General features: G+C 53.4%; 8 protein-coding genes and 1 pseudogene. 4 read left to right on the top strand and 5 right to left on the bottom strand.

Features of this window, described 5'->3' with window-relative positions:
* Nucleotides 1-435: 435 nt before the first annotated feature.
* Nucleotides 436-1644: an HNH endonuclease gene (locus A3AC_RS0121695; protein ID WP_025601341.1), complete on the top strand. Its 1209-nt coding sequence runs from the start codon at nt 436-438 to the stop codon at nt 1642-1644.
* Nucleotides 1645-1720: 76 nt separating this feature from the next.
* Here A3AC_RS0121695 and A3AC_RS0121690 read toward each other — a convergent pair whose 3' ends face one another.
* Nucleotides 1721-2023 carry a hypothetical protein gene (locus A3AC_RS0121690; protein ID WP_025601340.1) on the bottom strand — a complete coding sequence of 101 codons (303 nt, stop codon included), beginning with the start codon at nt 2021-2023 and terminating at the stop codon, nt 1721-1723.
* A gap of 907 nt (nt 2024-2930) precedes the next feature.
* On the opposite strand from A3AC_RS0121690, the gene A3AC_RS30180 reads away from it, so the two are divergent.
* Nucleotides 2931-4211, top strand: a complete 1281-nt coding sequence (locus A3AC_RS30180; protein WP_025601338.1) for a hypothetical protein — start codon at nt 2931-2933, stop codon at nt 4209-4211.
* A gap of 47 nt (nt 4212-4258) precedes the next feature.
* On the opposite strand, the pseudogene A3AC_RS31100 reads toward A3AC_RS30180, so the two are convergent.
* Nucleotides 4259-4562: pseudogene (locus tag A3AC_RS31100) on the bottom strand (hypothetical protein).
* Nucleotides 4563-6066: 1504 nt separating this feature from the next.
* Here A3AC_RS31100 and A3AC_RS0121675 point away from each other — a divergent pair.
* Nucleotides 6067-7353, top strand: a complete 1287-nt coding sequence (locus tag A3AC_RS0121675) for a radical SAM/SPASM domain-containing protein (protein ID WP_084515548.1) — start codon at nt 6067-6069, stop codon at nt 7351-7353.
* A gap of 1775 nt (nt 7354-9128) precedes the next feature.
* Here the strand turns inward: A3AC_RS0121675 and A3AC_RS0121670 are convergent.
* The gene (locus A3AC_RS0121670; protein WP_025601336.1) at nt 9129-9425 is read right to left on the bottom strand and encodes a hypothetical protein; all 297 of its coding nucleotides are present in this window, start codon (nt 9423-9425) and stop codon (nt 9129-9131) included.
* Between the two features lie 456 nt (nt 9426-9881).
* On the opposite strand from A3AC_RS0121670, the gene A3AC_RS0121665 reads away from it, so the two are divergent.
* Entirely contained in the window at nt 9882-10913 is a 1032-nt protein-coding gene (locus A3AC_RS0121665; protein WP_156924656.1) for a hypothetical protein, read from the top strand.
* Between the two features lie 243 nt (nt 10914-11156).
* Here the strand turns inward: A3AC_RS0121665 and A3AC_RS0121660 are convergent, their stop codons facing one another.
* Together A3AC_RS0121660 and A3AC_RS29720 are read right to left on the bottom strand one after the other, a co-directional pair.
* Nucleotides 11157-11357, bottom strand: coding sequence for a hypothetical protein (locus A3AC_RS0121660; RefSeq protein ID WP_025601332.1), 201 nt, complete (start codon nt 11355-11357; stop codon nt 11157-11159).
* Complete coding sequence (locus A3AC_RS29720; protein WP_025601330.1) at nt 11341-14397, bottom strand: plasmid replication protein, CyRepA1 family; 3057 nt, start codon at nt 14395-14397, stop codon at nt 11341-11343. Before A3AC_RS29720 ends, A3AC_RS0121660 begins: the two co-directional genes overlap by 17 nt.
* Nucleotides 14398-14399: the final 2 nt, after the last annotated feature.

Raw genomic sequence — 14399 nt, 5'->3', positions numbered from 1 at the left:
AGCCCAAAAAACAACACCCCCAACACTCCAATCTCGGCCAGGAGATTGAAACGTTGGAGGTGTCCGCGAGCAAAAGACAGCGCGTTAGAGCGTGCTTCTGTCACCCACAGTTATCGGTCAGATAACCCTTGCAGTGTACGCGACAAGGGAACTGAGGGCAAGAATCGCTTTCAACCTCCTTACACGGAGGGATTATGCCCACACGCGCCTTTACGCGGGCTAAGACTGTCTTCGTGCGTAACTACACTCGGGTTCGCTTCGGCAATCTGGAAAGTGTGTGCTCGCACTGGCGGTCCGCACCCGGTCAGTTGAGCTTCAACTTCGACTGATCAAACAGCAACAATCCGGGCCTCTTCGCGGGCCCGGGTTTTTTCGCATACCGGTGCAATGCAACCATCTGGTTTTCCAAACAACCGCCCTCTTCCTGCGAAGCAGATGCCTACATCAGCAGAACAAGTGGCGTCGACAGATGTGCCGACCAGGAATTGCATCTATTGTGAGAAAGACAAGCCTATCGCTGAGTTCTCTCTGGAACATATTTTCCCGGACAGTCTTGGGGGATCGCTTTGCGACGAGGTATTCAAGACCCGTCGGGTATGCCAGAGGTGCAACAACCTGTGCGGCCTTTTCATCGATGGCCCGTTCATTAAGAACTGGTTCCGAAACAACGATGATGCACTGGCATCTCGCGAGTACCTGACGTTGGATGCTGACGACAGCACACTACCGCTAATCTACATGGGCCAGGTACAAGCAATTTCGACAACGGAAGAAGTGTGTGAATCTTGGCTCGGGCCGGCCGGGGAGCACGTCTATCACTTCCACAAGCGAGACGACGAACGGTTCGTTACATACCTAGGCGGAGATCCAATCGCGAGACGAAAGGACACGGGGCGCGTGTATATCGCGCTCACTGCGTCCCATCCGTGGTGGATCAGCCTTGCATTACGATCGATCAAGGCACATTTTCGGCGTGCGCGGAGATATGCACTGAATTTCGATATATCCGACGACAAACTGGATGATCCGTTCGTTCATGCACAAGACGAAACGGCCCTCCCCGATATCGAAAAAATTCGATCCCTCGGCAGTGGTCCACGCACCATGAATATGAGCATCAATGTGAATGCTGAGGCCCGGTTCATGGCAAAGATCGCTCGCGCGATAGGCCATAACCTTTTCGGAGACGCATTCCTTGCTACGCCGTATGCCGCACATCTTAGAAATGCCATGTGGGAACAAGACTCCGACCGAGCGTCAGAAATCCCCCTGTATGGAACCGCCTACTGGCAAAAAGGTGGTGACCACACCAAAAAGCTACTCTCTTGGCGCGGTGCATACAGCATCATCCTCTTACCAAACAAAGACAAATTTGGGCTCTCTGTCTTCACCCCGGCGGGGCGAAGCGCGCATATAGCTCTATCGGACGACCCAAGTCTTTGGCGAGAAATGTCCACGCTGCACGGCGGCCAAATTTATATCGTCATCCCTCAGGCGAAACGATTTGTCGGCCCAATACCCTTGTTCGAACACATCGCACACGTTACCGGTTCGAGTAAACATCCAGCCCTCAGTGAGCTTGAGGGATGCAGGCTAGACCCATCCTTATTTCCACCGCGCGACCAAGCCGAACAGACCGCCTAATCAATGTGTCGCGCCATCCCAAAAGAAAGAGGCTCCTCGCGGAGCCTCTCGCAACATCGTTCAAATATCCAGCAAATCACTTCTTGCCCTGCGGCTCGTACTTGTCCTTGATCATCTGATAGTAGGTGCTCGCGCCAGCCTTTGTTAGCTTCACGTCGGCGATAAACTTTTCGATGATGTCCTTCCGGGTCACGTCTTTGACCGTTCGCATCCGTTTATAGATCTCCGTCGCCAATTCCATCTTCGTCGGCGTAGCTAGTTCAGGCTTCGCTGCGGTATCGTTCGCCGTCGCAGTACCCGGATTTCCCTTCACATCGGCGATAGCAGGCTTACCCGTTTTCTCGTCCTTGCCCGCCACGCCTTGCTTATGATCGACCATGCTCGCGCTCCATTCGTTGAAAGTGCGTCCAGGGTCCAGCAAATCGACCTTCAAGGCAACGGCAAGCGAACGACTGCGACAAACACAACGCTGACCACCTCGAAACTCACCGAGCAACAGCGACAGTTTTCACGTCACCCTCATGCACCGATTCCCTATCCCCTTGATCCCACGGGGAATTTCGAGCCAGATTATTAGCTTAAAGGTCTGCCGTAGGGCCAGCCCATCACCAGGCCTACGCCGAGCGGATAACAGACCGCCTCAACAACACAGAGAAAAAAACTTATCGAATACTGCGGCGGGTGGTCGCGCCCGAAGGCAGTCTCCGTATGAATACATGGACTACCGCCAAAGTAGTCCAAGATCTTGTCCGCATCCCCGGTGGGTCAAGGTTGCGCGCAAATCAACATGCACAACTAGTCAATCCACCATATTTCTGGAAATTCCTTGAAAGACTGATGTTTCGTTGCCGAAGCACGTCATGGAAGTCGGTCTTCGCCGGATTTCCCTCCCTGTCCGCGAGGGTGACGCCCGCAGAGAACGTAAAACTGTGAGTGCACTTAGCGCTTGTTGAACACGCCGATCCCGACCTACTCACCGGTCTATCGTTCACACACCACGCAGAGGTCGCTAAGTTGCGCAGACGCAGCCTGGATCCCATCTAAGTGCGGTCACGGAGCACGGCCCAAGCTCGTCGCGCGAGACCAAAGCACCCTAGCGCCCCCGCCGGACGCTGGCCACGGCACTTGGGAAGGGCGGCCAAGACGCCTATAAGGTCCGACAGCGTTGTTATCATCAACGCTGTCGGATTCTTCGAATTGCCCAAATGCGTGCCAAGGCTTCATGGTGGCGCTAGGCTGGAGATTCCGAATGGATAGGTCTTAGTCACGTCTTCTCAACCGTTCCAATGTCCGAATCTTCCAAACGAACACCATCCCAACAACTCTCCGACCAGCAACTGGTGCAGGAGATCTGTTCAGCTCCCAATGCCCTCGAAGCCCACCGCCGGTTCGAGAAAACGGCGGCTGCATTGGAAGAATGGCAGATCATCTTTGCGGAGGAGAGTGACGCTGGATCCATAAAGCTGCTAGACCGGACACTAGGCTCCTCCGGCGTTGCAACGTCCGTATTCCGCGGGAAATCGCTATGGTTGATGGACGCACCATTTGTCTCTCAATCCGGGCCAATTACCTTCCGCGGCGGCTCGGCCATGTTTGTGGATTCGAATGCGGCCACCTATATCCGAAATATCGCGTACCACGACGACCCATCCCCGAAAGCGTTGAACTGGGCCGATTTAATCAACCAGATTGGACCAAAGCTGCAGCAGCTCAACCCCTATCTCTATCTGTGGGAGTCGCTCAGGTCCTGGAACGATGGGACGATCGCGGAATGCAAAAGGTCGATAGCCGCGATCCATGCGCTATCGTCCTCCGGAAGCATGCTGAGTGCGGAATGGGGCCGGCGTTTCCGCACTGTGTTCCGTGAGAGTGCGGAGAATTTCGCCACCGGCCTGATTGCGGAATTCGAGCGGAACCTGAGGTCTGGGCTTTTCGCCGGTCTGCAAGGCCAGCTCGATCTGATGGAGGCAGTTTTAGTTCGTACTCAGATCATCGAACTGAGTTCCAAGAAGGCCAAAGAGCACAAGCTAGCGCAGTTGGTAGCCTACATGCACGAAGAACTTTCCACGATCATGCTACGGGAGCTGATCATTTGTGGTGACATCCTGCTTCGCAGCAACCGGTCAAGAATTTCCGCAAAGCTCAATTCAATCCAAAACCAAGCAGATCCCCTAGCGCTGATCAGAAACTGCGCTTGGGACATGTATATTCCTCGAGCCTTGGATGCCTTGACCTCCGTCTCTCCTGATCACGCTCCTCACGTGGACTTCTACGTGGCGGAGGTGCTCAGCTTCGATGGCGACGTATCAGACATCATCAACACCACGAAATTGAGGGCGATCGCCGTGCATCGGCCATCGAAAAGGAACTTCCCCTTCTTCGATAGCGATGTAGCCGAGTGGTTGGGCAATCGCCTCGGTCCGAAACGCATGGATGCGCTATCGGGCTACTTCCTGCCCGAAGCGTTCCTTGATCGCGCAAGGCGCCGGCCTGCAACGTCGGTCCGATCCGTTCTGGAAGCAGACCGCGACAAGCTGATGCATTTGATCCAGCAAAAGAAGGGGTGAACCCGAAACCGGCCACCTGGACTTTTCCCGATTTACTGTAGGCAAACCTATTTCTTGCCCATCGGCTCGTGCTTGTCCTTGATCATCTTGTAGTACGTGCTCGCCCCGGGCTTCGTCAACTTCACCTCGGCGATGAACTTTTCGATGCTGTCCTTCCGCGTGACATCTTTCACCGTCCGCATCCGCTTCTAAATCTCCGTCGGCAGTTCCATCTTCGTCGGCGTAGCCGATGCCGCCTTCCCTGCGCTATCGTTCGCTGTCGACCGTCCGCGGCCGACTTCGATTCACCGGCACTCGGCTTCGCTGCCTTGTCGTCCTTGCTGCTCGCCAGACTTGCTTTTGATCGACCATGATTGCGCTGCGTTCGTTGAGATTGCGCCCAAGGTCCAGCAGATCGACCTTCGCGACGGCGAACATCGCGAAATCCGGCGAGGAACAGTGACAGTTTTCGCGTCACCCTTGCGCACTGGCGTTCTACGTTCTTGATCTAACAAGGAATTCCGAGCCAGATCATGAGCTTATTAAGATTCTGCCGTGAGACCGACTTGCGATCAGTCCCGTCGTTCCAGCAGATAACACACCGTTTTAACAACACAGAAAAAGCACTTATCTACGAATCAGTGAACATCGCGGCGATTTGATCAGCACTACGATCAAATATCGATTGACCGAAGCGGGATGATGCCTTCGACCACGAGCGTCTCATGCTGGCTCAGAAGCGGGCGGTTGTCAGTTGCTGTTGGCTGGCTCAAACAAGGGCGTGCGGCTAATCGCGACCTTCGCGATTTGGGCAGCGAACGCTATTTTCATGAGGCAGAGTCCGCCCACAAGAAGAGACGATGGCAACGTGCCGCTGAACGGCCGGTCTGTGTGGCGAATCAGTCATCCGTTGCGCGTTATGCTTCATGGCTGCTGAATCTACGGTGTTCCGTGCCGTCTGCGGGTCTTTCGTTTTAGGCAGAGTCGCGTTCGATCACAGTTAGAGTGCCTGGATCTTGCCGATGAAGAAAGTGAATCGAATCAAAGTCTGAGCTGACGCGAACACCATCATACAGTTAGGAGCTTTGTGAGTATTTTGCCCAACTCGTCGACGGTTGTCGTTCGATGTGTAAAAGACAAACGCTTCTGCGAGGTGTCCAGTAAAGCCAACGTTTCTGCATTCAACGAGCCTCGGAAAAGTCTCGCGATATCCTCAGACCTGGCATCGTAAGCTTCGATTGAAACGCGCGTGCTGCCAGCCCATCCTGTTGGCGCGTCGGCGGGCCCACAGGTGGTTCTGCAGACGCCAGTTTCTTCGTTGTAAATGGCGATGCAGCCTTGAGGACATGTGATTGTGCAGGAAGGGTGTCCGGGTGCAGTGCAGGTGTGACTCATTTTTGTGGACTCCAAAACAATTATCATAGTACCAACTCCGAAGAAGACAAGCCCAACGGAGTGATAACACGGAAAGTTATTGGCTTGAAAACGATTCACCCATATTCTATAAAACCAGAGAAGCGAGCCAGCAACGAGCCGGTACCTGCGCTGCTGGCTGATTCGGACTAGTGGTTGTCGGAGGTCGGGCGTATGCAAAGAGATGTCTTGCTGATGCACACGGCAAAAAAGGGCGGCGTTCTAACAGCGCTGTTGCTTTGCTGCGCAGCGGCCTTTGCGGCCGACGTTGAGAAAATAGACCCCCCCGCTCTTTTACTGGCGCAATCGGGCTGTGCGCTGGGGCTTTGTAGTGCGAACTGTCAGCCGATCGGGAACGGCGGTAACCAGCAATGCAACACGTACTGCAAGGATGACGGTCGGCGAGTCGGTTTCTGTTTCACAAGCCTAAATTGTCCGCTCTCATGCCCCGGTGCCAACAAAGATGAAAATGGCTCAAATAAAACTCAGTAAAGATGCGGTCGATGGTCATGAGACGTCCCACGCCGCGCGGCTCTTTGCCGATTGCGGAACGTTAATCGTCAAGGTGACCAGCAGGTGCAATTTACGGTGTAGATATTGCTATGAACACCTAACGAAATCCGGGGAGATGTCTCTGGAAACATTCTGCACGGCTGCTGAGCTGCTTCTTAGTAATACGAGACGTCGCGAAGTCTGCTTTGTTTTCCACGGAGGCGAACCTACGCTAATGCCTAGTGAGTGGTTTGAATGCGCAACACAGCATTTGTGCGACTTCGCCGAACGAGTTGGGAAAGTGATTCGTTTCGCAGTTCAGACGAATCTACTCAACCTGAGTGACCCGATGATCGAGTTGTTTCAACGACTGAACATAGCTATCAGTGGAAGCATCGATGGACCGAGTAAAGATCAGATGCGACCCTTGCTTTCGCGGGCTGTGCGGTCTTACCGAAAAGCTGCTGACGCGGGTGTCACCCCGGGTATTCTCACTACAATCAATCAAGGAAATTTCGACTCGCTTTACGAGATCTGCAATTGGATACAAGAAGAGCTCGGGGCTCGAAGCTTTAAGGCAAACATAGTGTACTCGGTGGGCTCGGGCGAATACCTGCCTGAACTGACTACTGACCAAATCCTGCGTGCGCATACTGCGATCATCGAGTTTATGACGTCCTCAGATGGCCTCGGGTTGATCGAAGATAATTTAGCACTGGAGTTGCTCAGATTCTTTCATAAGAACGACGATCGGGCGAACCTCCGTGATGAACTTTGCCGTAGCCGCACTTGCGGTGCGGCAAGGGAAGTCCTCGCATTGTCTCAGATTGGGAACATTCTTCCGTGCGGGCGGCTTGATTGGGACAGCCATGAATTCTCGCTTGGGTCGTTATCGCCCAGCACTTCACCGCTGCAAAAAATGACCGCGAATGATTTCCACAGTCTCTCACCCGACAATTGGCGAAACTGTGCGACGTGTGAGGCGAACGACATCTGTTCTTTTGGATGTCAAGCCTTCATTGTGCGATCTTCGAGCAAGAGAAATATCGAATGTCGAGCTACCCAACAGAGATTAGACTACTATTCTGCCAACAGAGCTAACCTTCAGAAACTGGCGGACAACCTGCTCGAGAGAAGACTGAATGCAATGATGTATAGCTCCCACGCTGGAGCCGGCGACGGGTACAGTGACAGATACAGTGATCGTTACAGCGACAGATATCACGACCGGTATAACGACAGATATAACGATGCCTAAGATCGGACAATGACAAGCAGAATAGTAAGACAGCCTCAGGGACGATGATACCGCGGCGGTCGATTTCATGAACGACCAAGAAGTCGAGCGGAACGCGCCGCCAAAATCCATAAATGCGCTTCCGAGCGGCGATAGATCATTGCCCGCAAAGCTGGTAGCGCCGCCTCAGCAGATACATCCACGAATGCAGCTGTGCCCTGAAACGCGCCGTGGGGTCGCTGCACAGCGAGCAGGTGAGCGACATCATGTGGGACCCACTGGCAGCCGTAACGCTCAGTCCGGCGCGGGCTAAGCTGCAATATCGGGATGGAACCGTTCATCGAGTTGCCGCAGCGAAGTCAGTCGCACGGCGCCCCCATTTCTGGCGAACGGTACGGCTGGTCAAAATGTGAACTTATAACCTCAGAAACGAGTTGGTCGCCCTGGCGCGGTATGGATGCGATCGTGTGGCTGTTACCTAAGCGGTAGCTAATGGTTATGTTCTTTGTGAAATTTGAGTTTCGGACCACGTAGTGCTTTGAACCACCAGCCGTTGTAGTCTGCAGCACCAACGACGCATCAGATTCCGTAAGTACCGCTTGCCCAGGATTGTAACCATCGTCGAGGTCGTAATAAGCAATGTGATATTCCACAGAGCCTGGCACGTGGCAACCTAGTGGTTGACGGAGCGCATGCCCACTCAAGGCGCCGGAATAATAATTGATCGACTCTGAGTATATTGAGCCTGAGGGCGACGTACTCCTGCTCCACACGCAGATTCCGATCTTTGTCGGCTTAGATGCCCCCCCATGCTCGAGATATGCGGTTTGCCCTCCTCCCGCGCATGGTTCATTAAGCTTTATAGTCGGATAGTTCGTCGACCACGAAGTGAGAGGACGCTCATGTATAGGTCCAACGCCTTGAGCCATAGCTCCGGAAGATAAAGCGACAGTCAGTAGCACAATTTCTTGATTTCGCATGGGGTCCTCATATTGCGCGCGATCTCCACGCCTTGCCTTTCGCCGTGTTTGAAGAAAACAACAACGACAAAGGCGACTCACTGACAAAAGCAGGAAGGCTGGCTCAAGCACAGACAGTTTGGCCAGCTCGTACATTGCTCTCGCGATGGGTTACACACAGCGCTTTTCCCCGGCGGACACGTGACTGCGCAGGCACGACAGGAGCTCACGGGTATCGAACACGAAGCACTTGCTTGGCGAATTTCTCCAATCGCCCTACTAGCGGAAGGCAGGACATCGCCACCCGTGCCTTGTTCGGCTGAAACATGGGACGCCGCCGTGCAGGACATTAACAAGCTGATATACCCCCAGACGAAAATGCGTAGATGTCGCATTGAGCACCTCGACATTGGGATATACGAGCCTCGGTTCATAAGCAAGGAAGTTTGCCTCAGTACCTCTCGCACCTATTGTTGAGTTCAGCGTTCAGCCCTGAGCGGCCCACGATTGACCACATCGTAACGGTAGTCGCTAATCTCAGATTCGGATGTTGATCTTAATCGTCGCCATGATCAACCGGAAGTCCCCTGCAAAATCGGACAGAGTATCTGCGACAAAGGGTCGATCTCAGCGTAAAAAATGAGTGCTGGACACGTGGAAGCGGCCGTTGCGGAACATCAACTAGAACGACGGCACCGGGGTCGAACCGGGACGTCCAAGCAAACGACTTAAAATGTCATCGGATGCATCGACTCCGAAGTCCATTCAGATTGCACCGGCCTATGATGGAGGAAGGAAGCCCTCGGAAGGAGCTTTTCGAAGGCAACAACAGTCGTTTTACTTCTTGCTCTGCGGCTCGTGCTTGTCTTTGATCATCTGGTAGTAAGTGCTCGCACCAGCCTTCGTCAGCTTCACCTCGGCGATGAAATTCTCGATGATGTCCTTCCGAGTCACGTCCTTAACAGTCCGCATCCGCTTGTAGATTTCCGTCGCGAGTTCCATCTTCGTCGGCGGTGCCGCCTTCGATGCTGTATCGTTCGCCGTCGCAGTATCGGCATTTGCCTTAAGATCGTCGACAACATGCTTACCTGCTTTCTCGTCCTTGCCCACCGCAACTTGCTTCTGATCGACCATGATCGCACTCCATTCGTTGAAAGTGCGTCCAAGGTCCAGCAGATCGATCTTCAAGGCAACGGCAAGCGACCAACAGACTGCGACAAATATGACTCCGACCACCTCGAAATTCCACGAGCAACAGTGACAGTTTTCACGCCACCCCTACACACCGGCGCACTATCTCCTTGATCTAGTGGGGATTTTCGAGCCAGACCATCAGCTTATTAGGATTCTGCCGTAGGGCCAGCTCATTGCTGGTTCGACGTCGAGCAGATAACACGCCGCTTTAACAACAGAGAAAACACATATCTAAACATCATTGAACACTCCGGCGGATTGGTCGCGAACACCGAACCCCACGCCGCCAATAGATCATTCTTCGTTGCACTTCAGATTTTTAAACGGCTGCCGTAAACATGCGGACAAATAATGCCAACCGGGTTTGCCTCCAAGGCACCCTCGCCGGAGATTGAAGTGCAAGGGATCATCTACCGTCTCGACCAGCCCCTGAAATCGCTAAAGCTGGAAGTTCCTCTAGAAGGAAAGTATCTTCTCCGGCCCGTCCACAGTTCGACCATGACTAGCGCCCGCCAAAGCGCAAATGACCCGCTCTTATTTCGCTTTTTCTCTGAATCAGACCGTTCAGTCGTGTTTTGTTTCTGTCCGACTGACAGTCTAAGCGCCGGTGCAGTTGGACAAGCGTGGGGTCGAGCAATCCAACTTGCGGAGAAAGGCACAGAGGTGGATGAAATTGGTCGTTTCATCTGGTCGAACAGTACCGCCGCAACAACGTTCACCGAAATATCGACGTTCTTTCGCGGCACGACCACCCTGATCGAAGACGACTATTCGCCCGTTGCTCGCGTACGAGCAACAGTCGATGCAAAAGGTATGGCGATACTCTCAACTGAGCCCGGCGGCGAACGCGCAGGACGGGCCTTAGCCGCATATATGCTAGGGCTCGCCTACCATCGAGTCCTAGAGCAAGCAATCCACGACCTTGCCGAATGCTGCCGCGACGACTCGAAGGTGAAACGCACAGAAGCAATGCATTCGGAAATCTCTCGCTTCATCGCTAGCTACTACTTTGACGCGCCGGCTCGAGTTTTCACAACGGAGGTCGGCCCATTGTATAAGGCTATCCACGACCGCTTGCTCCTCGCTTCGCTCCGACACGAACTCGTTGATCAGCTTGGGAGAATCGCAGAGATTATCCGGACAGAGAGAACGGCAACTGAGTCTGCTTTTGAGGCAAAAGTGCAAAAACGCCTAACGACGCTCGGCGTATTCATCGGAATACTCGGCTTGGCACAGCTAACGCAAACAACGCCCGCCCAAATTCAGACTTTCGCCGCCGGATGGAAAGCAGCGTTCAGCGGAAGTCCACCAGCCGCCTCATCGCCGGATCAACTGAGCCCCACGACGAAACAAGCGGACCCTCGCGCTGCAGCACAGCCTCATAAGCTAAAACGAGTACGTCACGACACGACAAGCGAAGCTCAGTGATAACCGGCAGCGTGAAAACCGGTGCACAACAGCGACAGTTTTCACGTCACCTTTCCCTCCTACCTCATCCCCTTGATCTAACGGGGAGTTCCGAGGTAGATCAGCAACTTATCTAGATTCTGCCGTAGGGCCAACTCGTCGTTGGCCCCGTCTTTCGAGCAGATAAGTCGCCGCTTTATCAACACAGAGAAAACAATTATCTACGAATTAACGAATATCGTGGCTCATTAATAAGCACTACGATCAATCATCGTCTGGCTTGACAGGAATAGCGATAAACAGCTCCTTCTTCTTTTTTCCGGACGAAATCGTCCTCGGCATCTTGAGCGACTCCCGTTGCTTTTGACGAGGCGTGAGTTCCTCCCATTTCTTCTCAGGCTCCTTATCGACGTTCACAAACCTAATCCGCTTTGGCTTTTCAGGCGTCTCAGTCATGACCATCATGTGCCCGCCGTCCAACACGTTGGGTTTGGACCTTAATCTCCTTCGCCCCTTTCATGAAGCTCTTCCGATACTTTTCCATCAACTCAATCGACTCAAGACTGAGCATGTATTTGTAGATTTTTTTCTTCCCTTCGTATTTGCTCGTCCTCGCGGTATCGAGACCAATCATCTTCAGGAAGACCTTAAGCTGGAACATTGGCTTGTCACGCAGGTCACCACGAACGCTCACCCCGAGGACCAGTCCAATCTGCTGAACATGCAATTCAACGACGTCCACGAAGACATCGAGCGTCCTCGACTCAAATTCGGCAAATGTATCCAACTTACCATGCTCGTCCACCACACCCGCTGCTCGAAGCAATGTCCTCAGCAGTTTGCACTTCCCGAGGTAATCGTCGCGCTCCGTTACCGACACACCCTGCTCAAGCAGGGCAAACATGTTCCGCTGATACCTATTGGCGAAAAATACTGAATAGAACCACACGCAATCGCGGAAACGCCCGCGATTGTCGAGACGCACAAGATCGATAGATACTTCCTTCACGTCGTAAAACTCTTCGATGTGGAAGCGAGACATTTGCGCCTTCTCGTCGGCGGTTACAGTCTGCTTGTCGCGCAATTCGAGGTAACGCTTGCGGGAAATCTTAGAAGCATGCGCGACCGATTCGAACTCCTCCTCCTTGACCTTTTTCTTAGCGCCGAAATATTCTTTCTGGAGCTTTTTCGGATCGTCCGAAATGTCGTGATTTGCCTCGCGAACTTCCCAGCCTTCGCGCTTCTTCAAGTCAACGAAATGTTTGCGGACGTTATTGAGCGACGCATGGCGCATCGACCTCACCTGAGCATAGACCTCGATCAGTTTGTCGTCTTCGTCATATTGTGGGCGCCCTTGCCAGTCATACCCTTTCAGAACCTCGGGAAGTTCGCCGCGCGAAAGGATACTCTGACGTATCGCATCAACCTCGTATTCGAGATACAGGGGCGCAGGGGAAATCCAGACATGTTGCTCCCTCATGTTCCTCACGCGAGCGAGTTGCTGGTCCATTTCGAAGTGCGTCGTAATTGCCGCACTAAAAAAGCCGAATACGTGAGTAAATTGAGGCAAGCCATCGGGAATGTTGATGTCCACGCCCGTCCCAACCGAGGGGGACACAATCAACACATCGTAAGTGTCAGATGTTTCCTTGATCGTCGTGATGAACCTCCGGCCCCAATCGGTAGTCGAGTTGTCCGACGTAATGATCACAATACGGAACCTGTCACCATACCTCCACTTCAAAACCTGCTTGACACTCTTCGCCGTATCTTTAGAGTTGCATGCTACGAACTGCTTTCCTCCAGTTCCGACAACACCGATCAGGTACTCCCGCAATTCCACTTCACTGTTATAGAGATGCACCACATGTTTCTGTTGGGTCGGATCCTGATTCTTACGGAAACGGTTGACATAGAACCGTACAGCCCCCTCCTGATCACGAAGCAAAGCCGTGATGTTGAAGGTCAACCACCCGAGATCCGCATCACACAATACGACCTGTTTCGCGTAGCGAATATAGTGGTGCAATTTCTTGAAGCAAGGCTTCCGCTTATGGCCCAACGTGCTGGACAATACGTGGGAGTACACCTGCTCGCTCTCATCGATCAGAACCACATCGTACTTGTGACGCATCGGGTCAAGATAGCGATCCAGGCTATCCATGCATACCACGCAGTACCTAAGAGCTTCATGGCGATCCACGTAATCATCCAGCTTGTCCAGATAACAATGCATTTTCAGCCTGTCGGCCAAGGATCCTGCCAGCGCCTGACGGTGAACGATCAACAGAACCGATTTACGTTGGGCCTTCCACTTCTCTACAGCCCGTTCAAGCATGTACGTCTTTCCGGTTCCCTTCGAACTACGAATACCCGTTACCCCTTCGTCGTCGGTATCCGGAAAATGAGCATCTCGAAGGTATTGAGCATCCCGCACGTATACCGATTTATCGTCCGTCATTGCCCGATATTCAGCCGGAGCGTCAGCATCGAGCCATTCTGACGGGTGTTGCTGCTCTTCGTAGTCGATCTCGATCAGTCCATCCTCGAAAGAGTAAAAATCGAAGTCGTGAAGGTGCGAGCGATGATTCCACTGCGGCCAGAAGGTTTGCGCGCAGGCACTGCAATACACCCCGTTCTGCCCAGCTTTAGATGTGACAACGAACGCACTGGCGTGCTTGTCAATATGATGCGGGCAGAAGACCCGCGTTCCCCGCCTCAACTGGCGAAGCAGATATGTCCCGTCGCGCTCGGTCTTGATCATCTCGTCTTTATCAAGCGTCACCGATGACCGACTATTTGCAAGACCATCGTTTGAGATTGGGCGACCATCGTTATGAATCACGTTCTCGCCCAGTTCGATCACATACTCGACCTGTTCCATCGGGAGCACGCGATCAACGCGACGAACCTCGCAATTCTCCGAGCCATAGAACAGGCGGCTCGCATCTGTGCAGGAGCGGTCGCCCCCGAACATACGAATGATGCCGGTGTACGCCAGTTTCATCCGCTGCTCGGTCTCGATAGGCTGCTCCATCAGGAATACAATCCGGAACCGATGTGCGTCCGGACGATGGCTCGGCGTCGTGTAGATGAACCAGCCAAATTTTTGGAAGAACGGATGTGCGAGCACTTCCTCGATTGTCAGCGCGGCATCCATGTCGACAGCCAGCACCTGCATGCACAGGAAGTTCTTGGAGCTCCGTTTTCCCTTCAACCACGCGCAAAAAGCGAATCCCGCCGTCACTTCCCCGATGAAGGCCTTGGGCGTGAACTCGTGATTTTCGAATTTATACGTCGCGTGCGACCAGCCGACAGAATTGTCGCGGGCGATCTTGTTCTTGACGTGCCGATTGACCGCGACCTTCAGCGTCGGGATATCGCCGATCGTGATCTCGGACGCCGGGAGTGTCGTAGGAAAGTGTTCATAATCGTCCGCTGCCCTGACACCGGAAGCGCGATCACGCGAGCGCGGGCAAGCGGCATTGGAAACGTTCAGGTCCATTG

Source organism: Burkholderia sp. WSM2230 (assembly GCF_000472445.1).
GTDB lineage: Bacteria > Pseudomonadota > Gammaproteobacteria > Burkholderiales > Burkholderiaceae > Paraburkholderia.
The sequence above is the reverse complement of the archived record's forward strand: the minus strand, read 5'-3'. Positions and strand labels throughout refer to the sequence as shown.